This is a genomic window from Segatella intestinalis (assembly GCF_029348455.1).
GTDB lineage: Bacteria > Bacteroidota > Bacteroidia > Bacteroidales > Bacteroidaceae > Prevotella.
In genome coordinates, this window is record NZ_JARJVV010000007.1 from 116,344 (window position 1) to 137,455 (window position 21,112).

The window sequence follows — 21,112 nt, forward strand, 5'->3', positions numbered from 1 at the left end:
TTATTTTCTAAGGATTTTCTCATACCATTCCACCATGATCTTAGCTTTCTCTTCCCAAGACAATTCCGCTTGTCTCTGCTTGCAGTTCTCCGACATCTGTTTTAGCAAATCCCGATTCCGTTCCAAGTCTTTCAATACCTTGGCAAAATCATGCACGGATTGCATCGGTTTGGATAGAGGAATCTTTCTGCCTACCTTGTCATTTACGGCATCACCTTGCCCACAGGTATCAAAACAGGCCACAGGAAGATTATTACCTATTGCTTCGAGCACAACATGCGGAGTGCCTTCTGCCACACTGGTAAAGAAAAAGACATCCACCTTTTGCATCAGCACCTGTACCTCCTCATGGCTCACAGCACCATGCCAGACACACCAATCTGCAATGCCCAAATCTACAGCCAACTGTTTATAATGCTCAGCATCTCCACCACCAACAATATGAAATCTCACCTTATGGCTTCCTACTGTAGCTATTGTCCATAAAGCCAAGGCAAGCTGTTTGCGAAAATCTAACTTTCCTACCCATAGCACATCGAAAGTGGGCTTTTGCGATTTATCCACAATAGGATGATTCTGAACATAACATCCCGTCTCATTAAGCAGAGGCGAATCTATATCCATATATTTTTTGAAAGAGTGCTGTGAGTTTGATGAAGCGGAGAAAACAACCGATGCCTGACGAGCAGCCTTAAGCACACGTCCCGAATATCTCAACTGAATGCCCGTCAAGAAGTTCTTCAAACGCATAAACAGCTTTGTCTTCAGTCCAGCACCATCCAGATAAGCCACAGGGAACTTGTCCTTGGCATCCACAGGTCCCCAAACAAACGGCACACCATTCTCTTGCGAAAGTTTCCAGAGATAGCCCGGCTCACGGAATCCAATCATGTTGAGCTGATGCAGCACATCAATCTTCTCCACCTTACAGATTTCCTTAGCATAGAGATACGTCCTCCACTGCCACTCCCGATAATACTTATAGAAGCGCCAGTCCCCCTGGTTCCAGCACATCTTTCTGATTTCCTCCGATACCGGATTATAATAGAAGTGCATGTTCTTCCCCTGCTCCAGGGTTGGCACCACCTCCTCTATTTTGTCCCGAAACTCCCCTTCGGTAATAATATACAACTCACAGAACTTGGCGAGATTGCTCACCCAGTTCCATGCCATTCCCGGCTCACTTCCCATACCAGGCGAGCAAGCGTATGCATTGATTAGTATTTTCATTTATTCTTAAACTTGTTTTTCGTTCTTCTCCACACCTGCTTCAACGCCCTAAAGCAGAAAGCAAGTCGGTGTTTTGTGGCTATATCTACGTTTAGCGAAAAGTCGCTTTTCAACAAGTGCTTGTCCTTCACGACATGCGTATCGAACGTCATCTTTACATCATTATCCACATTCTCCTCATGAATCACCTCTACCCACATCGGATGTGCTTTGTCCTTTATATGGTGAACCTCAGCCAATCCTCGCTTCTCCAACAGGAAATGACTGCCAAAGCCATAGCATGTTCGGATAGTAGAAGCACCTAACGGCAAACATTCCGCAAGCGTCAGGAAATGGTTGTTAGGATAAAGGATGCGAGTGCTAAGATGGTACAAGTCCGTAAACAACTGCAAGCCATAGTCAAAAGAAAGAAACCGCTTCTCGTTGGGCTGCAAATGAAAGTTCAAGCATTCCGCCTGCACCCTTTTCGCAAAAGTTTTGGCTATACAGTCGTCATTGTCCAAATATGTGGTCAGACACAAGTCTCCCTCATAAAACCCTTTCTTCTGCAAGTCCGCCATCACCACTTGGCGAAAGACATCGGCGAAGTGAAAGGCATATTGAAGCTTTACCCCGACAAAATGTATTTGAGGACAAAGCGAGCGATAAGCCTTTATCCGCTCTCTATAAGCAGCGGGCGTGTCAGCGTCCACAAGCAATATCCAGCGGAACTCCTGGCAGGTCTGCCCCATAACCGAAGGTAGGCAATAAGTCTCGAAAAAGTCCATTCGCCTTTCAAGCCATTTTCCACGGTCGATAGTCTTGCCATTTTTATCCTCCTGCCAAAGAGCCAAGTTGAAGCGAGTAAGAAAATAATGGTGAATCATAATTTTAAGGAAGAACTGAGAAACGGATACTATTGTAAGAGTCTTTCATGCTTAGCAATTTCCTCTTCTGTAAATCTCATTTTGATCAGTTTGGCAGGAATACCACCAATAATGCTATACGGAGGAAAGGATTTTGTGACAACAGCACCAGCAGCCACTACCGAACCATGACCGATAGTCACACCTTTGAGGATAGTAACATTCGCACCACACCAAACATCATCCTCGATGACGACAGGCTGGTCATATACGTTCACCCCATCCACAAACTTTTCCTCTACTGTAACATCCGTCATATACTTACCCAAGATATCAATACGATGATCACCAGTGATAATCGTAGGTTTAGGACCGAAGAGCACCTTCTTTCCAATAGTACACGGTGCATCCGTACAATAGATAGTACTACCTTTAGGAATAGAAGTACCATCCCCTACAGAGAGGTTCCACAACCCTTTGAAATCCGAAGACATCGGACGGATATACACCCCCTTGCCACAGTGCTTCATGCACCGCTTCCATACAGGTGCCCACATCTTGTCCCACAGATACGAAGTCACAAGACTTATCTTTTGTAATATCTGAAAAATGTTCATGATTTTAAAAGTCAATATTAAGCATTTAATATCTCCTCATACAACTTCTCAATGCTCTCATTTACCATAACAGGAGCAAACACCCTCTCTCCAAAGCTCTTGGAATATTCAGCCATATCCCTGCAAAGTTCAGGAGATTCCATCAGCTTGCGAAGCTGCATGGTAAGAACATCAGCATCATCAAATGGGAAAGTGAGGCAGTTCTTCCCCTCTTCTATCACATCAGGCAGACCACCTACAGGAGTAGTTACCACAGCAATACCCCTTGCCCAGGCTTCCAACACCACCATAGGGAAACCCTCATGGCGTGAGCACATACAATAGATGCTCGCTTTATTCCAGACATCCTCCTTTTGCTTGCCAGTGATATAACCAGTAAAGGTAACGCTGTCATCCAAACCCATAGTTTGAGCCATCGCCTGAAAGCGCTCCACTTCACCATTTCCCATGATGGTAACATGCCAGTCAGGAAAATCTGCTTTCAGATTCTTCCATGCCTTCAGGAGCAAATCGGGATGCTTGTTATCGTTCAGAAAGGCAGCCATGATGATACTCTTCTCCTTGACAGAATAATCCACGGCAGGAGTTGGAGCACAGGCATTATAGATAACGGCAGTCTTGGCTTTCACTGTAGGAAACCATTCTGCAAAACACTTCTGCCATTTCTTTGCCAACAGCACCACACGGTCAGCCCGGTTCAGACACCATATAAACAATTTATTATGCGTATGATCCTCCAACTGATTACCCATGTGGATATGCATGACAATCTTCTTTCTGCCAAGTAATGCTAATAAAAGCACAGGCATTTGAATAATCAAGCAAATCTTATTAGGCACCGTATGGAAATGGACAATATCATACTGCCATATAGTAAACAGCGCTTTGAAGTAAGCCTTCAATGCAAACCACAATTTCACACCATATCCTCTCTGAATTTGCGTACCAAGCCATCCGCAATGATACTTTTCCCAGAAGGGCATTGTCTTCATCAGGCGCAGCACACTCGCAACGCCACCTCCACTTTGCTCGGCAGAGCCGACCATTAAAACTTTAGTCATGATTTAATATTTTCTGCCAATTTCAGTTTTTCTGTTTCATTATTATCTGCCACACGTCGCTTTTCCATTATCTCTTTCCTCATTACCTCTCTTCTTCTCTGCTCCATAGCATTTCTATTGGCATTCAGACACAATGCTATCAACATACAATATCCCATACCTTTACCAGAAAGCCACGAAGTATCAGCGGTCTGCTCTATGGCAAGACAGCAAAAGGTAATCATTGCAACACGATAGTATCTCAAATCAATTATATGGTCAATGGCAGAAAGACGACGTTTCCAGAACCAACAGAAAAGGAATACGCCAACCATACCAAACTGGGCAAGAGTTGGATAGTAAGCATCGCAAACAAAAGCACCTCTCTCACCTAATCCCCAAATGCCATTAAGATTGTACTTGTAATATAATGGAGAATAATAATCTCTCGCTCCTAAACATCCAAACGACCCCATACCAGAACCAAAAGGCCAATAGTCCCAAAGTATTTTTAAGGATGTTTTATAAGTCATAGGGCGTGCCAGTTCTTCATTACTTAGTCCAGATACATAATAAGCATCAAAACGTGTCCATGTTACCATCAATACAACTGTAACAATTAAAGCACAATAAATTATAGTTTTAGTTGACTTGAAGTTTAATCGTTTCTTTAAGAAGAATACGAAGGCTATGAAACAAACCACCTCACCCATGAACTTAAACTTTGGAGCAATCAAGCCTGTCAAAACTAAAAGTAAGGCTATGTTACGGTTGCGTTTGGTGTTTTCGGTGAAAAGATACCATGACATTCCTGTGCATATTGCCAACTGTCCAAGCACAGGAAACTCCACTTCCACTTGTAAATCCAATGCTTGTGGGTGATACATTATCCAAGAGAGCAATGTTACAATCATCGTTGCCAACATCCACTTTTTTTGTTTCTTTGTGAATTGAGGGTTTAGAATCCAAGTGCAGAATATGATGGAATAGGGGCGCAGCTCTTGCATCAAATCAAGCCATACGCCTCCTGCAACATTTTCACCAAACAACAAAGAATATATTGTATAGAAACATAAAATTCCCAAACAAACACAAAACTCTTTCCATGGCTTTTTGTTTATATAACGTGAACCATATTTTACAAATGTATATACCAATAGGATGACGGTCATTATTTCATCTATACTTGAAAAACCAGGTAAATCATTATAGGCAATACATGTAGGGAAATATATAATCCAATAAAGGGTGAAAAAACGTGCAATACTTTTCATTGTTATTTATTTTTAAGTTTTGCTTTCAAACCAAATAAAGCAAGCAAGAGTTTTTCTGGAATTATTCGCTTTACAACTTCTTTCAGCGAGAACTTCTTATCCACCCACGTACCTGCATAATGGTGTATTGTGCGAGTGTTCTTCTCTACATGGATGCGACCAGTCGTAACGTTGATTGGGCAGAAGAACTCTGCCGGATATATGTAACAACCGTCTACCTCCTGTATACCAGTCACGTTCTTCAAGCCGTTATCGCATAGCACCTTGGTTGCTATATGCACCACAGTAATCTGATTCTTCATCACCGCTTCATGCACAAAATGCTGCCCGTCATAATAGTGCATCATTTTTTCTATCAGGCCGAGGCCGGGGTTTACACCCAGGCCGAGGCCGGGGGCAACGCTTCCAGCGTCGCCCCGTTTTGGGTTGGGGTCGGTCTCATATCCCATGAAGTTGCCCTTAGCAATTATGTCGTCTATAGGTCTTATCACCTCCACATCAGTGTCGAAATATATTCCGCCATACCTATAAAGTATCCAGAATCTGGCATAGTCACTCACGAAAGCATACTTCTTCATGGCATACGCCTCTGCCGTATACGGAATGATGTTAACATCGAAGTTGTCCTCATTCCACTCCTTTATCTCATAATCAGGCAAATACTTCTTCCATGAAGCAATGCACTTCTGCGCCAGTTCGGGCAACGGATTGCGTCCGAACCAGCAGTAATGTATTATCTTTGGTATCATGTAATTTATGTTCTTTTATATTTGATAATATTCCGACAGTTGCCCTATCAACCATTTCATCCTTACATTCCAAGAACCAAGGCGTTGGGCTGTCTCCAAGTTCTTATCTACCAAGCCTTGATAATCCTCAATATGTTCCAACACATCACGAATCAAATCTTCCGCTGAATTATCATCTCTCAATTCCACTACTGGATTGTACCCGATGAAGTCGACAAGTTCTTGCGGTGCATGACCCACCATCACCATTCGTGAGAACATACATTCCCAATAGCGTTGCGTCAGCGTTTCGATGTCACCCGCAATCTCAGGCTGCGTCATACTACGTGGCAAGGCGATTGTTACCTTTGCGTCGCCCATCGCCTCATAAAGCTGTTCGTTTGTGTAGATGAACTTGCCGTTCTGCTTGGTGCAGACGTGCTGCAGCGGTGATCCATTAATCTTCACACCAGCTAACTTCCCCGAACTGACTACCTTATCGTTCGACCGTCCGAACTCCAACAAATCGACCGTTCGGTCCTTCAAGAGCTTGCCCTGCTGATAAACCGAATCGTCTACAGCCTCCGCACACCAGATCACATCTATCTTCTGCCATTCTTCGTGCTTGCCCGAGAACCGCTCCTGCATCTTCTCAGCGGTCTGACGCGAAGAAAATATCGCAGTCCTCACCCCATGCTTCCTCAGCCACCGGCAAGTCTTCTCGAAGTAGCGAGGCCAACAGTCCCAGAACATCGGTACAACCTCGTACCTTGCATAGTCGGGGAACGAATCGAACGAAAGCGACACCGGCTCAACGAATCTCAGCCGCGACTCTTTTCTGTTTTTCAATATCGTAAGTAGTTCCCAACGAAATGCAGCCCCATGCAAACACTTCGGAGGATAATTACTCTTCGCAACATCCCCTCCCAATCTCTTCCATGCCTCGAAAGGAGCAAGTTTGAAATTAAGAAAGCCAGGATGTATATAAGGAGAAACTGCCTTTATTTGTTTCTTTTTATTTCCCATAAAACATTTTTTTTTGGAAGGATATATCCCAAACTCTGTTGATAAAGCTTTTACATAGAACTACAGATTGCATTTTTCTCATTCTCAATAATTTGTATTTGTTGTCCACAAGGTATTCATCACATCTACCCATATATGCCTATATTCTTCAAATCCTAAATATCAAATACTATAGGATGCTTTACTCTGCCTTTTTGCATATCATACTCAATATACAAACTGACAAAAAGACACAAAAGCTACATTTTTGTCCTATGGCACAACATTTGATTTTATCATTTACGAATACACTTTTTTGTTTTCATATATTCTTTGAGCCCCTTTGAAAACAAATGGAACTATCCAAAAATAGTATTTATTCATTTAATTTTATTTAATATGATAAAAGTAAAAAATGCAAATGGGTCAAGTCGCTTTAGAATCCCTTTAGGTTATGATTCATGGTTAGATTATTGGGAGAAGCAAACTGGTGTAAAAATGTCTATTTGTGGGTGTGAAAATTGTAACAACACAGATCTTGTTGGCGGACATGTTATAAAAGCAAACTCCACAGACAAACATTATTACATCACACCTATTTGCAGAAGTTGTAACAATAGAACAGATGAATTCTACGTATATTGGGACCTCGTTCCTGTGCCAAGCAACTTATAAGTATAAAGCCAAAGTGAACTGGCAAGGTGTTCACAGAGTTAATAATATCAAAATGAAAGTTTATGGCTAAGAAAATTACTTCAAAAGACGTAGCTTCTAAGGCATCAGCTGCATTACGTGACGGACGTTCTTCTAAAAGAACAAAAAGTATAGCAGCAAGTGCTCTTTCTCAAAGAGAGAAAAAAAGCAAATAACAAAATCTAACTTTGCCTCGGTCAAAAGCCGAGGCTTTTTTCTTTGTATTATTCTTCTGATATCAACCTTAAATTATAGTCTGTATATTTTGCAAAACTTTCCTTTTATGAGTAGACAATAATACATTATAGTTCGCTAATTAATGAACTTTCCATATACAACTTTCCCTAAGAAATTGCTTCTTCTGACCAAATTACCTATTGATATAGATACATACGATAGGATTATAGTTATTACCGAAGCAATCAAGAGAAAGATTATTGGATTTGTATTCATAATCTCAATAGTTTTTGTTCCCTTCAAATCAAACACAGCAAATGTACCTGACAAAAAGAAGAAATGATACATATAAATATCAAGTGTCTTTGTGCCGATTCTGTTCAACCAACCCTCAAACTGATTATTTTTGTCTTCATGGATGGCAAACAGATAAGAAATTGCAAGGATTGCAAATGTAGGTCTGACTATTCTCTCCGAAAGGAATCGCAGGGCATGTATTTCGATATTCGCATTCAACAGACAAATAAATCCAACGAGAGATATTGTGAACAACCAATTCTTCGATTTAACGACCTCCATGAGGTTATATCGCCTAAAATAATATCCCATCATAAAGAAAGGATAAAAGAAGAAACAATGCTCCAAACAGAACAATTCATGCAATAATGGGCTTAACTTCCAACCCACAAGAAACAAACTTTCTGCTATCGCTATAATAATCCATTCAAGCATAACATTTTTACATTTCACTAATACAGCTTGAATACAAACAAATATAGCAAGAACCTTCAAATACCAAAGTCCTCCGATTAATGTTTCCTCAATATCTATTTCCCTATTGCCGAGAATCAGAAAGCTATACAAAGCCAAGACATACGAAACTACGAAGGCGGGACAAATATAAGAGACAAACCTTCTTGCCAACTTTTTATTTATTTCCCCCCCCAACTTTGCTTGGAAGATAAGCAACAAATCCGGAAACAAACATAAATAACGGCATCTCGAAAGAGGCGCAAAAACGAAAGACAAGACTATCACCCATGTCAAATGTCATCAGATATATGTGCGCCAATACAACAATAAGTATCGTGAAGCCCTTCATCCTATCTATATAATTGATACGATTTTCCATAAAAAACTTTTTTATTGCTTACCCAAGATTCTTTCCAAATGGAACACTTTCAATATTTGCTCCAACATTGGAGGAAAGAACAGGCATGATACCCCCATGACAACAACAAGCCAAAAGTTTGAGTGCCAAAGTTTTCCAAATATTATCAAGCATAGCGTTAGCATCAACCAATGAGAAATGTAATACACCATAGAATGCCTACCTATGTATTGTAAAACAGGAAAATTAGGTATATACTTAAAAATATTATTGAAGAGAATACATCCCGCTATCGAAAAAACAAGAGACAAGACATATACACCTTCAGGATTCAAAACATTTGCTGCAAAGATTAAATGAGAAGGACAATATATCATAACAGAAAGATATGCTATTAATGCAATACTCACATATCGTTTGGTGAATTGATTATCCTTCCACAAATAGCCTAAAGCATACACTGCTATAGCCAAAGGAATATTAACCATGTAAGTAGGACTATTATATCCTAACAGGTACATTATTATAGCCCAAATCAATCCACCAAACACCATCCAATATGCAGATAACTTTTTCTGAAATAGATAATTAAATATCAACTGAGTTCAAAACAAGGTAAAAAGAAACCACAAAGGACGATTTCCTTCAAGTCCGCCTGTAAACAGCAGTTCTTTGAAAGGAGTTAAAAAATAATGTTTCCAATTGTAATCTCCATCTGTCATCAAGTTAACACAATTGATAAGATGTCCTGCTACTCCAAATGCTAACCACGGAACAAGTAATTTATGCCCCCCCCCGAAACTAACAATTGCTTGGTCGGTTTTGGCTTATAAAACATGCCAGACTTATAAAAAAACCAAAACATAAAAAACTGTAATGGTTCCAACCAAACATTATCCACAGAAATACCAATATTTGCCCTCAATATTATATGATTCAACATCATATAGCATATCAGCAATCCTGCAACACCATCAAGATATTCTATACGAACCTTCATCTTTTCTTGTATTCATCTACAACTTGGCGTAAAGCATCAATATATCCTCTGCCATGCGTCATATCAGGCTCCATATAGTTACCCTCTGCCCACTCATTCCAGGATTTCAACATCAGAATCTGATGCTCTTCCTTCTTTTCCTTGATAGCTTCCATTGCCATACGAACATGTTTGGCAAAGTTTTCAGGAGTGGAGTTAATATAAATATTCGTTTTTCTGCCTCCACGAGGAGAATGATCCCATTGAGGAACTATTTGTGGTATTACATTTTCATCTTTATCTATCTCTCCGATAAGTTCCTTATAATGCTTTCCATAATCATAAACATGAGTTGGACGATTCAAGAGGATACCCTGCAAGTGCTTAAATACTTTGTGCTTAAATGTATTTCTATTTTGCTTTGCATGCCCCAATATATCACAATAACATACTGCATCATACCCTTTTTGAAGCATCACCTCCTTTTGAATACTATTGTCACTCACATTTGCGACAAGATAGATTCCAGGGAAACCGGCCTCAACACTCATTTTCTTAAAACAATCTACATACTCCTGCGGAAGAGCTATTGGATCAAAGATAAAGAGATAAGGTTTACCATCTACTTTAACATAACGCTCATCTTTAAAAGCTTTAAGCAGTAACTCAAAATGCGCCTTAGCATCCTCAATACCAGGATAGGTTTGCTCCATTAATACAGCTTTAGAGTCACATCCAGCCGTACAACCTACAGCTCTCCATGTATGATTGGCCCATGCCAAGCAGAAAGGAAAATCAGGCTTACCTGACTCTAAGACCTCATGGAACACATCTGCCAAGAGTCTTCTGCCATTACCAAACCAGTAATGCCAGTAACAGAAAGCTGTCACACCTGCCTCACGAGCCATTTGTGCCTGCTGTTCTCGGATAAGTGGTAAACGAAGATCATAATAACCTAACTCTGTTGGTACACGTGGTTCATCATGACCACGAAACAAAGGCTTTGCTTTGCCTACATTTGTCCACTCTGTAAAACCTTTCCCCCACCACTCATCATTCTCTGGGAATGGATGAAACTGAGGTAAATATAATGCTAAAATTTTTGGATTCATACTATTTATTTCTTATTTTAATTATTACTGTCGGAATTATCAGGCAAGCAAGTATCATCATAACAAAAACAGATATTCCTTGACAATGAAAACCGCTTACCATTATTAAAGTACATATATTCAAAATAATCCAATGCATCACATAATAGGTCGTTGAATGTAGACCTATGAATTGTAAGATTCACAATAAGGCAATATTATTATAATAATATTACCAAGGATAACCAGGACTTAAGAATTCATACTTCTTTATTTTTCTAAAATATACATTTAAACAAAAACGCCAAGGGCGTAAAAATTTATTTTTGATGATTTCCCCAAAAGGTCTATCTTCAAGTTTCGTACGCCTAGCTTGAATAGGATATTCATACAACTTATCCCATGATTTTATATCAGAACGATCAATAACTTGAGTTTCTTTCCACGATAATTCTATATGAGGGATTAATTTAACCAAAACAGAAAATGAACTTTGGTCATGACGATGTTCTTTAAAACCTTCTTTATTTGGCACTGATGACCTTTTATCCGTTTCAAGTTCTAACTCTCTCATATTGACCAAAGCCCAATCATTAACCAATTTTGTTGTATCTATAGTTTTTTTTAGAAAAAAAACACCTGACCATAATTGATTAGACTTACATATTTCTTCATTATTATAAACTCCAAAATAATACAACAAGTCACCCTTCGTCCATTCCTGCTCTATATATGGCTCTTGAAAAGCTAACAGATTATCTCCTTTTCTTAGTAAATCAATATAATAATCAAAACGCTTTAAAGAATTATCATTGCTATTCCAATATACTCCAACATCAGACCAAACCAAGATATCATCCTCCTCTAGTTGATCAAAATACTTTTTTACAACTAATCCTTTCCATTCCCAATATCCAAATCCGCGTCTATAAAGCCATGGCTTTAATTTGCGCCAATATTTTTTATCAAACGTATTCGTTTCATCACAAAAATGCCTTTCTGTAAATGGGAAATTAGCAGAAGCAATATCCAAACGTTTCATGGCATTTCTGTAACGTTTATCTGCAAATGACACTAAAACTATCCTCTTCATGATTTAATATTTATCAACTCTTCAATTTTGTCAACAATTACACCATTATTATATTTATAATCTTTCAATTCAGATACGACATCTGAATATATAGAATTATCATTTGTAATTATCTGCGCGAGTAGTCTGGGCATTTCTTCTATTGGACACACCCATCCATCAGATGCTGATACCACTTCTCTCGCAACTGGAAAATCATTACATAGTACTGGAATATGTAATACTTTAGATTCTGCAATCACATAGGAGAAACTCTCTGACTGAGAAAGACATACTTGTAAATTGGACTGCATAAAATATGGATATGGATTAGATTTTGCGCCGAGAAGAATTACTTTATCCAGAACTCCATATTTTTTTATTTCCATAACGGTCCTTTTTTCATCCTGGCTAGTAGAAGCTATTATATACCATCGAAAATTCATAATTCCTTTCTGCAATAATTCTGATGCAATTTTTGGAATAAGATGAAATTGCTTACCTGGAGAGAATCGACCAACTGAAAGAATATTAAATTGTGTTATATCAAAATCGCAAACTTTTTCTTTTTTAGCAAGATTAAATATTTTATCAACATTCAATGAATTATAAATAAATGTAGTTCTACCAGCTAACTGATGATGTATCTTTACAAATGATTCTCGTGCAGAATTTGAAACACAAACAATACTATGAAACTTATTATAAAGAAAAGCTTCTCTTTGAATAACATCATTGGAAGATCCTATAAATGATAAACGATAAAGATAATCACAGTGTATCCAAGCAATTTTATGAATTTTTTCATTTAATAAACTTACTACATAGGTAGATGTCGCCTCTTGATAAGCGATAACTGTATGAAAATTATATTTCCGCTGAATATAATTGATTTCATACTTATAAATTATGGTATTGATATCTATTCCTAAACATTTTGCAAAAACCCTTATTATTTTTCTAGTCCAAAAATTATCATGCGCTATGCTATATAGTAAACTTTTCCGTACACAATATTTGCCAAATAATTGCTTAAAATAATTATCACCTTCGTTATATAAACTAAAAATATGAAAATCATATCTGTCGCAATCTAACAATGTAATAAGATTCTCCAACGACTTATTAGTACCTCCAATATAGAAGTCGGGGATTACAAATAGTATTTTCTTTTTCATACATCTATTTTTTCGTCTTCAACCAATCATCATAGTTCTTTTGCAGCGTTTCCAAAGGAATACGTTTATCCTCTGAATAAAGTTTAGCCTCATGTTCTACGATTTCTTCTGGTGAAAAAACAAATTTTACAATTCTCCATGGATTACCTACAACAACTGAATATGGGGGGGTATTACCTGACACCACACAACCTGCACCCACAATACAACCACGCCCAATATGAGCGCCATTCAGTAAAGTCACATTGATTCCCATCCACACATCCTCCTCTACAATTATGTCCTTATCATATCGATGGTCTGGATATAGCTCATCCTTCATAGCATCTGTAACATCATGTTTCCATACACCTTTCACAACTGCATGATTACCAGGACATACACATAGATTATAAGAAGAAAAGCTACCTTTCTTCATGATAAACTTAGAACGGGGATTTAAGATCATTGCCCCACCAGGAATACTTGTATTCTCTTCCATAAATAGATTCTTTTTGCTGAAAAGAACGGTATCAGGTGACAAATATGCATCATTTGCCATCAAACCATACTCACCTTTTCTATCTATATGAAAAAGTTTGTCTAACTTGAGACGAATTGTCTGCTTTATACTAATTGGATTCATTTAGACTATTTTTTAAGAAATACATCAAACCACTTCAACTTATCTTCACTTAACCCAGCAGCCTTAACTCGCACATACAACTTTGGAAGAAGCTTCACGAAATTACATTTAGGGAATAAGTACCCATCATAGAAATAGGTACTGGCATTAAATACAAAAATTGAATCAAATTTGAACTTTTGAAGATAATATTCGGCTGGTATATTTACTCTTTCACTCATCACCTTGCAGTCAATTCCACATGCTTTGCCTATCTCCATTACTCTGTCTCGAGATTTTTTGGGATCACGAGGATGATACTTGATATATACTTCTGTATCCTTGGATATACTATCAAAACATTCTTTTATTGTGTCAAAATAGCATTCCATAAACTCAGAACCGATAACCTCAGCCAAAGGATCGGTCATAAACATTACTCGTTTTTTATCGGTATCGCATATTGATTCAGCCATATACGCCTCCAATTTTTTAGATATAACCAAAGACGGGTACAACTGTTTATCAAATGGTTTATTATAATGTCCAGGGATAACACTATAACGCACATCCATAGGCAATTCTCCTTCAAACGGACGACAAAGAACATATCTCCATTTTGCAAATCTCACATGATATAAAGGCAAATATTCTACCAAGTCACGAATAAATTCCCTAAACTTCATCCAACGAGTCTCTTTCTTATATGGTCTCTGGATATAATGCGCAGTGCCTTCCTCGAAGAATACGATTTTAATCCCCTTATGATGAAAAACAATATCTGTGAAGCGAATTGCATTGTTTTGCATTTCACCTAAATAAAGAGTTCCAACATTATTAGATTTAATCAGATTCCATATCTTACGATACATTTTATAAGTTTTTACCTCATCCATAATAGATGTGGTACGTAAACCATCCCATTGGGCGAAATCTGGAATAATATACTTCTTTTTCCACATACCCTCCATCTCCATCATATCATATATTTCTATGAAATGAGGATTACCAGCAACGTATGCCTCTATCAAGATACAATCCTTCAACTGCTCCTGATGTACAAGCTGTTGGGCGATAAAGAGCTGAAAAGGTGTGAATACTACAAATAAGTTTGACATTTATTGATACTTTTTAAATAAATTGATGACTGGTGGACCATATTCCAAAGCCAAATTCGAACTTGATCCAATAATATTGCTACAGAATAAACTGCAACAATCAACAGCAATGCATAAAAGATAAACATAAATAGATTACTTTCATCATGCAAATTGGCTATAGCATAGGAAAAATGCTGCAACATATTAGGAGCACAATGAAACAAATAAACCGCAAAGCATGAACCAGCTATCTTGTTTATTTTTTTACTTTGATAGTTGAACTTAGAAAACAACATAAGCAATAATAATGCCCCCAATATAGCAAATGGTTGTGTATAAACATTAAGGAATCTTGTTACATCAATGTTCTTTGCCATTAGACACATCCATATACAGGCAATAACTACGCAACATATTGCATATGACAAAATTATGAACTTTTTTGAATAATGCAAATAATCCACATGTAAACGGACATAACGAGCCAATAAATACAATTCCATAAAGAAGATGCAACTATATCCTCCCATATACCATGCAACACCTCTTGACAGCCAACCATAAACCATCTGAAAAGCAATTATGCCTATCAACAAAATACGAAAATGCCTTTTAGATGTTCTTTCTACGAAAGCGTTCAATACTGGACTGAAAAGATAGAGTAGCAGATATGACTTAGGAAACCATAGGTTATCATTAAGCATAAAAAGATTTTTCAAATCATCAAAGCACAAATGACGCCCCCCCAACATGACATTTACGAAGATCCCAACTATAGTAAAAAATGTCACTTGGAAAAGAAACGAAATGAGTCTATCTAATTTCGGTCTGATTCCAAACCATCCCGACAACATGACAAACACATTTACACATACGACACACGCAGATTGTATGAGAAACCGTAATGAAGAGTCTATCCATTGACTTGCATTCATTGCAAAGTCCATTTTTGGTACACCCAATGACAAGAAATCAGCATGATATACCAATACCATGAACATTGCCAACAAGCGAAGCAACTCCATGTTTGAGTTACGAACTTTTTCCATTTTTAATCAATATTTATTTTTGCCTAAAAATATTATTATAGTCAAATAGAACTAACATCTTCTCTTGAAGAAACAGATTTTATTGCATTTTCCAATTTCTCTAATAATACTAAAGAGACATCTATTTCGTTTTCCGAGATAGGTGGTAAACCATGGTGTCCATGAGAGGCTGGATGTAATGCCACTTTCTGTAATAGCCTCAATTCCACAAGCGAGGGTTTTATAAGTTTCATGAAATCATGTTTCCTAAAATTATCAATTTTCTCTTTCAACCGCTTGGCTAACTTATATTCATTACCATTAGTCACGTTAGAATATATTTCATCTACTAAGGTATAAATATCTTTCACAACATCCCCTTGCTTGGATAAATGAATATGTGCATTTGGCGAACACATTTTATCTAATAAATCCTTAGTTTCCTGTAATTCGCCTATATTATTCAGACTACTCAACTTATAAACAAGTATTTCAAATCGCTGACGCAATTTGTTTCCAACTGTTGCAGCAGAATCATTTTCCATATTTTGCTTTATATCAGCCGTTGTATCTTCAGAACCATCCAACAATATTCTTTCCTCTCCTATTTTTGCTAACTGATAAAATTTCCAATCATTTTCTTGCTTTGCGACATTTTGAATGATATGGATAAAAAGATTATAAAAACCTATATTATGTGTGAGGACAACTTTTTGAATACCGACAGTCTTCTTCAACAAGAATTTCATCATAAAAGTCCTATTCGGCATATCTAAACTATTGAAGCAATCGTCTAAGACCAGCATAGGTTTTAATATTTGGTTTTGGAAATAGCCCATAGCTTCTATCAATATAATAAATTTAACAACATGAATTATAGATTCATTGAAAAACTTATAAAGTTCTATTGACTTCGGTATCTTATTTTGTGAATTTTCAATTGAACATCTTCCATGAATATCAATAGAATGAACTTTAACACCCTCCATCCAAAAACAATCTTCCAAATCCTCATTTACACAATCGATTATCATATTTATGAAGTCATCACTTATCCAATGCAAATGATTATCTTTTTGAGAAAAATAAGCATTATTTACCAAATCTTCTATACAAATAACATCTGTTTGAGCAATATTTTGATATGATACTAAAAATATACTATCGTTTATATTATCATGAGAATCAAAGTCAACATTATCAACACTCACCTTCATGGCTAGATTATCAGCATATTTATATTCATCTAATACCTGTTTTGTTTCATCAATTCTTGCTTGTCCTACTATATTAGGAGCAATACGTTCTCTCAACAAGCGTTCTTGAAAATAAAATAGTTTGAGACCCTCAAACAATGATGATTTTCCAGCACCATTTTCACCATAAAGCAACACATTATCTCCATTAGGGTTCAACGAGAAATCATCTTTAAAGGCTTTAAAGTTATGTAGAAAAAGTGAATTCATAACTCCAACATTTTAAAGTATCTTAAAAGAATTGACTTTAATGTTTTTTCCCGTTCCAAGAAAACGCCTAAAGACAAAGGCGTAGATGTTCCGAAAATGTCACGCACATCTTTTAATTTTGATTTTGAATAATACGTTTTTTTAGCTTTAAATGCTAAGGAGCGTTTAGGAACATCCAGAACTATAAAATTAGCTATATTGTTGTTGATTTCATCAAAATTCATACTATGCCATTCTGGAGACAAAATTTCAAAATCTCGTCTATAAATTATCTTGTCGAAATATATATTACTCTCATATTTATCAGGGAACATGAGATAATGTGCCAACAGGGCATATCCATTTCTTAATAGGCCTAAATGTTCAAAATAGTCTTCATCGATATCACTACAATCATAAGGTTCAATCTCTATATGATTCGCTATTAGCTTATTTATACGGTATGTCTCGTATTTTACTTGTATTGTTGCCCCACGGTAGTAATAGTACTTTACAATTGTTCTTAAGAATTTTTTTAATTTATCCTCGTATTCTATCCCTTCTGTAAAAACATAGTTTACCAAAGCATATTTTGGATATTGATTAGTATATTGAGATAACAATTGAACCATTTGGGCAACTTCTATAGACATTTTTTCAGGTGCATTCATCCATTGCAAGATACCAGCAATGGTTGCCAAATCTTCTACCACCTTCTTATAAGGTTTAGCACTAAGTGCTGAATTATTATCACGCGTCAGATATTCACGCAAACTTCCTTCATTAGTAGTAACCCCCTCCTGTCCACGTAATATATGATAATAATAACGAAACAAATCATCAACACTTATCTTTAAATCTGAACAAATTGCATTAAACTCAAGCCATTGTTCAATAAAATCATCTCCTTTTCCTTCCGCCTTAGCACTTTTATACAAGCGAGCCTTAAATATATCAGAATCTTCCAATATTTGTCCACGGTTATTAATCGTTTCAAATATTGTCAATGCTCTATCACTTGCCTCTTCCATGTCCTTGCCATCAAGCTCAATAGGAAGTAGATATACATGATCTAAGAAATAGACCAAAAACTCTGTTTTCTTTTCATGACAACCTAAATTTACATAAAACTCAGACATCCATTTATATAAATAAAGAGCATTAATTTCTATTCTACTATATTTTTTCTCATGCACTAATTTGTGTTTTTCTTCAGACAATTCTTGCCAAATACTCTCAAATGTATCAAAAGTATAACTTAAAACCGATTCTATGTTTCTTTGGTCATCGTGTTCATAAACCTTGGAATCTATTCGTGGTAAAGAATTATCAGACAACACAGACTCCACTTCCAACAAACGAACAAGACGTGATTTATCCGGATGTAGGACTGTCAACACTTTCGTAAATAGCCAAAGTGTTATTAATCGTTGCTGTCCATCAACCACATTAGGTCTATTAGTTTCCATATCACTCCGTGCCATAATAATATTACCAACAAAATAATCCTTCCCATCTAAGAAAGCATTTGTTATATCTGTATAGAATTGGAAACAAGTATCCTTGTTCCAAGAATAGGGCCGCTGATATTCAGGAATAACATAAACGTCCTCCCCACTATTAAAGAGATTTGTTATACTCTTTTGCTCTGCTCGTAAAGAAAGTGCCATGTATTGAAATATTTTACATCAAGAATATTATATTTTTTCAAATAAGTTATATGTGAAAATAACTTGCACAATTATAAACTTGGATGCCTTAACTAAAGTACTCTAATTAAAGTTTCTTGTGCAAGTTATTTTTATACATTACTGAAAACTTGACTTACAATCTTTATTTATTATAGTTGTAGCCCATTTAAAATCTTATCACAAAATTCACGTACACACCCATATCCACCTCTTCTCTGCATAATCTCTATATAAGGAATGTTTTTCACTGCAGAAGAAGCATCTGATGGGCAAGCGGCAAAACCAACAGCAGACAAAAGCTGTAGGCAATTAACATCATCACCTATATACGCAACATTAGCCAAAGATATGCCCATCTTTTCAACAATTCCATTAACGGTATCTAATTTTCCGCCATTGGCTTTACCTTGGCAAAAATAATCAAGATGTAATTTGTCTGCTCTTCTTTGGTTTAGTTTTCTATCTTCACTCGTGATAATACCGATTTTGATACCTTTACTCTGAAGCATATTCATGCCCATTCCATCACGAGTATTGAATTTTTTAAGTTCATCTCCATTTTCACTATAATACATTCCTCCATCTGTCAATGTTCCGTCAACATCAGAAAGAAACAATTTTACCTCCTTATAGTCTTTTGGATGATTCTTTGCCAATACATGACGGCACATCATTTCTTCCAATACAATCCAATCGTCAGGTTCGTCAATTTCTGTTGCGGTATATTCAGGCATTTCATAGATACCAATTTTACCGCTTAAACGATTTTTATTTCCCTTAACATTTGCTACAGCATTAATGTAAAAGGCACCGTTCTCCATTAGCATACCCTTAAAATTCTGACGACGTGGACGGTTTCTATAATCATAATTCATAGAAGTTCCGTCTTCATTCCAAAAGAAACGATAATTTCGAACACAAGTAATAATACTGTCATATTCTCCCTTGTGAAACATTTGTAATGCCTCTGTAAAATGTATGGTTTCTGTCAATGGAGAAGTAGCTTGTACTAACATGAATATATCGGTATCAGCCAATTGAGCATAACGTATATACTCCAACATAACACTTTCTGTTGACGCGGTATCACAAGCATTCTCGGCAGAACGTCTGTAAAGAACAGTTTTCTGATACTTCTGTTTTTCCACTGTATTCCAAATGTCATCGGAATCTGTTGCTACAACAATCTCATCAACCAGTGGACATCTCTCAAGTGCTTCAATGTTCCAACAAACCAAGGGCTTGCCACAAAATGGCTTTATGTTCTTTAGTGGTATAGACTTGCTGCCACCTCGAACAGGAATAAAAGCTATTGTTTTCATTTGTCAATTACCATTTTACCTGATTCTTTTTCAACTTATTTCGCTGCACTTTCTCTATATCAAGAATTTCTTCTTTCTTATAGCACAGTGCTTTGGCAACAGCACGACAATCACGAGCCAACTTTCGCACGCCATCTGGTTCCAAAGAAGCAGCATGGTCTGTTCCCTTCCAAGTTCTATCGAGTGTATAGTGGCGTTCTATCCACTCTGCACCTAAGGCAACAGCCGCGCTATCAACAGCTATACCGAGATGATGACCAGAGAACCCTATAGCCTTCACTCTATCTGCGTACAACTCACGCAAACGGGTTATCTCTAACAAGCAAATATCCTCAAAAGGTACTGGATATCCAGATGTACAATCATAGATAACCAAATCCTTGTTACGGCCTTTTCCCTCGAAAAATTTTATGATTTGTTCTTCCTCATTTCTCGATGTCATGCCAAAAGAAAGGTGAATTTCACCACCAAACTCATCACAGAGATAAGAGAGTAGTGGTTTGTTGAGGTTGCAAGCGGAAGGCACTTTGATTAAGTTCGGATGAAGAGTACATATATCCTTTGCTGATGTTAAGTCCCAAACCGAGGTTGAATATTCAACACCTAACTCGTTACACCACTCTTGAAGTTGTTTGTGCTGGTCAAGAGTAAATTCCAAGAACTCACGATGTTCTCCATAGGTCTTACCATAAGAATTCTCAGGATGTGGATGTGGTGCATTGTACTCTTCTGGAGTCAGAAGTTCTTTATTACAACGTTTTTGAAACTTAACGACATCAACCTTGCAATAAGTTGCAGCCGTCATAATCATTTCTCTTGCGATTGCCATATCACCTTTGTGATTGCAACCGATTTCTGCAATAATTTTTGGAGCTTTCATAT

Annotated in this window: 21 protein-coding genes; 1 reads left to right on the plus strand and 20 read right to left on the minus strand. The window is 37.1% G+C overall.

The window, feature by feature from the left end:
- From P3T48_RS06395 to P3T48_RS06425, 7 genes are read right to left on the minus strand one after another with little or no spacing between them, the layout of a single operon-like run.
- On the minus strand, window positions 1-1,230 hold the full coding sequence (locus tag P3T48_RS06395; RefSeq protein WP_276506063.1) for a glycosyltransferase family 4 protein: 1,230 nt from the start codon (window positions 1,228-1,230) through the stop codon (window positions 1-3).
- Window positions 1,227-2,096: a glycosyltransferase gene (locus tag P3T48_RS06400; protein WP_276506064.1), complete on the minus strand. Its 870-nt coding sequence runs from the start codon at window positions 2,094-2,096 to the stop codon at window positions 1,227-1,229. The genes P3T48_RS06395 and P3T48_RS06400 overlap by 4 nt, the downstream gene beginning before the upstream one ends.
- A 29-nt stretch (window positions 2,097-2,125) precedes the next feature.
- Complete coding sequence (locus P3T48_RS06405; protein ID WP_276506065.1) at window positions 2,126-2,692, minus strand: acyltransferase; 567 nt, start codon at window positions 2,690-2,692, stop codon at window positions 2,126-2,128.
- Between the two features lie 17 nt (window positions 2,693-2,709).
- Complete coding sequence (locus tag P3T48_RS06410) at window positions 2,710-3,753, minus strand: glycosyltransferase family 4 protein (protein WP_276506066.1); 1,044 nt, start codon at window positions 3,751-3,753, stop codon at window positions 2,710-2,712.
- A complete protein-coding gene (locus tag P3T48_RS06415; protein WP_276506067.1) occupies window positions 3,750-5,006 on the minus strand; it encodes a hypothetical protein in 1,257 nt (418 codons plus the stop codon). Before P3T48_RS06415 ends, P3T48_RS06410 begins: the two co-directional genes overlap by 4 nt.
- Window positions 5,007-5,008: 2 nt before the next feature.
- Window positions 5,009-5,755 carry a glycosyltransferase family 32 protein gene (locus tag P3T48_RS06420; RefSeq protein WP_276506068.1) on the minus strand — a complete coding sequence of 249 codons (747 nt, stop codon included), beginning with the start codon at window positions 5,753-5,755 and terminating at the stop codon, window positions 5,009-5,011.
- A 15-nt stretch (window positions 5,756-5,770) separates the two neighbouring features.
- Window positions 5,771-6,583, minus strand: a complete 813-nt coding sequence (locus P3T48_RS06425) for a hypothetical protein (protein WP_276506069.1) — start codon at window positions 6,581-6,583, stop codon at window positions 5,771-5,773.
- 893 nt (window positions 6,584-7,476) lie between these two features.
- Here P3T48_RS06425 and P3T48_RS06430 point away from each other — a divergent pair.
- Window positions 7,477-7,608 (plus strand): hypothetical protein, encoded by a 132-nt coding sequence (locus P3T48_RS06430; protein WP_276506070.1) that lies wholly within the window; start codon window positions 7,477-7,479, stop codon window positions 7,606-7,608.
- Between the two features lie 136 nt (window positions 7,609-7,744).
- On the opposite strand, the gene P3T48_RS06435 is transcribed toward P3T48_RS06430, so the two are convergent.
- From P3T48_RS06435 to P3T48_RS06485, 13 genes are all read right to left on the minus strand, one after another.
- The gene (locus tag P3T48_RS06435) at window positions 7,745-8,593 is read right to left on the minus strand and encodes an acyltransferase family protein (protein ID WP_276506071.1); all 849 of its coding nucleotides are present in this window, start codon (window positions 8,591-8,593) and stop codon (window positions 7,745-7,747) included.
- A complete protein-coding gene (locus P3T48_RS14390) occupies window positions 8,538-8,741 on the minus strand; it encodes an acyltransferase family protein (RefSeq protein ID WP_443217172.1) in 204 nt (67 codons plus the stop codon). Before P3T48_RS14390 ends, P3T48_RS06435 begins: the two co-directional genes overlap by 56 nt.
- Before the next feature lie 11 nt (window positions 8,742-8,752).
- Window positions 8,753-9,319: an acyltransferase family protein gene (locus P3T48_RS14395; RefSeq protein ID WP_443217173.1), complete on the minus strand. Its 567-nt coding sequence runs from the start codon at window positions 9,317-9,319 to the stop codon at window positions 8,753-8,755.
- 397 nt (window positions 9,320-9,716) lie between these two features.
- Entirely contained in the window at window positions 9,717-10,811 is a 1,095-nt protein-coding gene (locus P3T48_RS06440; RefSeq protein WP_276506072.1) for a glycosyltransferase WbsX family protein, read from the minus strand.
- A gap of 211 nt (window positions 10,812-11,022) precedes the next feature.
- Window positions 11,023-11,883: a hypothetical protein gene (locus tag P3T48_RS06445; RefSeq protein WP_276506073.1), complete on the minus strand. Its 861-nt coding sequence runs from the start codon at window positions 11,881-11,883 to the stop codon at window positions 11,023-11,025.
- Window positions 11,880-13,040 carry a glycosyltransferase gene (locus P3T48_RS06450; RefSeq protein WP_276506074.1) on the minus strand — a complete coding sequence of 387 codons (1,161 nt, stop codon included), beginning with the start codon at window positions 13,038-13,040 and terminating at the stop codon, window positions 11,880-11,882. The genes P3T48_RS06445 and P3T48_RS06450 overlap by 4 nt, the downstream gene beginning before the upstream one ends.
- Before the next feature lie 4 nt (window positions 13,041-13,044).
- Entirely contained in the window at window positions 13,045-13,665 is a 621-nt protein-coding gene (locus P3T48_RS06455; RefSeq protein WP_276506075.1) for an acyltransferase, read from the minus strand.
- 5 nt (window positions 13,666-13,670) lie between these two features.
- Complete coding sequence (locus tag P3T48_RS06460) at window positions 13,671-14,762, minus strand: polysialyltransferase family glycosyltransferase (RefSeq protein ID WP_276506076.1); 1,092 nt, start codon at window positions 14,760-14,762, stop codon at window positions 13,671-13,673.
- The gene (locus tag P3T48_RS06465) at window positions 14,744-15,793 is read right to left on the minus strand and encodes an acyltransferase family protein (RefSeq protein WP_276506077.1); all 1,050 of its coding nucleotides are present in this window, start codon (window positions 15,791-15,793) and stop codon (window positions 14,744-14,746) included. The genes P3T48_RS06460 and P3T48_RS06465 overlap by 19 nt, the downstream gene beginning before the upstream one ends.
- Window positions 15,794-15,834: 41 nt before the next feature.
- Entirely contained in the window at window positions 15,835-17,238 is a 1,404-nt protein-coding gene (locus tag P3T48_RS06470; RefSeq protein ID WP_276506078.1) for an AAA family ATPase, read from the minus strand.
- Complete coding sequence (locus P3T48_RS06475; protein WP_276506079.1) at window positions 17,235-18,887, minus strand: DUF262 domain-containing protein; 1,653 nt, start codon at window positions 18,885-18,887, stop codon at window positions 17,235-17,237. Before P3T48_RS06475 ends, P3T48_RS06470 begins: the two co-directional genes overlap by 4 nt.
- Before the next feature lie 170 nt (window positions 18,888-19,057).
- On the minus strand, window positions 19,058-20,230 hold the full coding sequence (locus tag P3T48_RS06480) for an N-acylneuraminate cytidylyltransferase (protein ID WP_276506081.1): 1,173 nt from the start codon (window positions 20,228-20,230) through the stop codon (window positions 19,058-19,060).
- 7 nt (window positions 20,231-20,237) lie between these two features.
- Window positions 20,238-21,110, minus strand: coding sequence for an N-acetylneuraminate synthase family protein (locus P3T48_RS06485; RefSeq protein WP_276506082.1), 873 nt, complete (start codon window positions 21,108-21,110; stop codon window positions 20,238-20,240).
- Window positions 21,111-21,112: the final 2 nt, after the last annotated feature.

Excerpts from the sequence above, each read along its gene's own strand:
- P3T48_RS06440 (WP_276506072.1), bottom strand. The coding sequence starts at position 10,811 with ATGAATCCAAAAATTTTAGCATTATATTTACCTCAGTTTCATCCATTC.
- P3T48_RS06485 (WP_276506082.1), bottom strand. The coding sequence starts at position 21,110 with ATGAAAGCTCCAAAAATTATTGCAGAAATCGGTTGCAATCACAAAGGT.
- P3T48_RS06465 (WP_276506077.1), bottom strand. The coding sequence starts at position 15,793 with ATGGAAAAAGTTCGTAACTCAAACATGGAGTTGCTTCGCTTGTTGGCA.
- P3T48_RS06480 (WP_276506081.1), bottom strand. The coding sequence starts at position 20,230 with ATGAAAACAATAGCTTTTATTCCTGTTCGAGGTGGCAGCAAGTCTATA.
- P3T48_RS06410 (WP_276506066.1), bottom strand. The coding sequence starts at position 3,753 with ATGACTAAAGTTTTAATGGTCGGCTCTGCCGAGCAAAGTGGAGGTGGC.
- P3T48_RS06415 (WP_276506067.1), bottom strand. The coding sequence starts at position 5,006 with ATGAAAAGTATTGCACGTTTTTTCACCCTTTATTGGATTATATATTTC.
- P3T48_RS06400 (WP_276506064.1), bottom strand. The coding sequence starts at position 2,096 with ATGATTCACCATTATTTTCTTACTCGCTTCAACTTGGCTCTTTGGCAG.
- P3T48_RS06445 (WP_276506073.1), bottom strand. The coding sequence starts at position 11,883 with ATGAAGAGGATAGTTTTAGTGTCATTTGCAGATAAACGTTACAGAAAT.
- P3T48_RS06430 (WP_276506070.1), top strand. The coding sequence starts at position 7,477 with ATGGCTAAGAAAATTACTTCAAAAGACGTAGCTTCTAAGGCATCAGCT.
- P3T48_RS06405 (WP_276506065.1), bottom strand. The coding sequence starts at position 2,692 with ATGAACATTTTTCAGATATTACAAAAGATAAGTCTTGTGACTTCGTAT.
- P3T48_RS06460 (WP_276506076.1), bottom strand. The coding sequence starts at position 14,762 with ATGTCAAACTTATTTGTAGTATTCACACCTTTTCAGCTCTTTATCGCC.
- P3T48_RS06395 (WP_276506063.1), bottom strand. The coding sequence starts at position 1,230 with ATGAAAATACTAATCAATGCATACGCTTGCTCGCCTGGTATGGGAAGT.
- P3T48_RS06475 (WP_276506079.1), bottom strand. The coding sequence starts at position 18,887 with ATGGCACTTTCTTTACGAGCAGAGCAAAAGAGTATAACAAATCTCTTT.
- P3T48_RS14390 (WP_443217172.1), bottom strand. The coding sequence starts at position 8,741 with ATGGAAAATCGTATCAATTATATAGATAGGATGAAGGGCTTCACGATA.
- P3T48_RS06470 (WP_276506078.1), bottom strand. The coding sequence starts at position 17,238 with ATGAATTCACTTTTTCTACATAACTTTAAAGCCTTTAAAGATGATTTC.
- P3T48_RS06450 (WP_276506074.1), bottom strand. The coding sequence starts at position 13,040 with ATGAAAAAGAAAATACTATTTGTAATCCCCGACTTCTATATTGGAGGT.
- P3T48_RS06455 (WP_276506075.1), bottom strand. The coding sequence starts at position 13,665 with ATGAATCCAATTAGTATAAAGCAGACAATTCGTCTCAAGTTAGACAAA.
- P3T48_RS06420 (WP_276506068.1), bottom strand. The coding sequence starts at position 5,755 with ATGATACCAAAGATAATACATTACTGCTGGTTCGGACGCAATCCGTTG.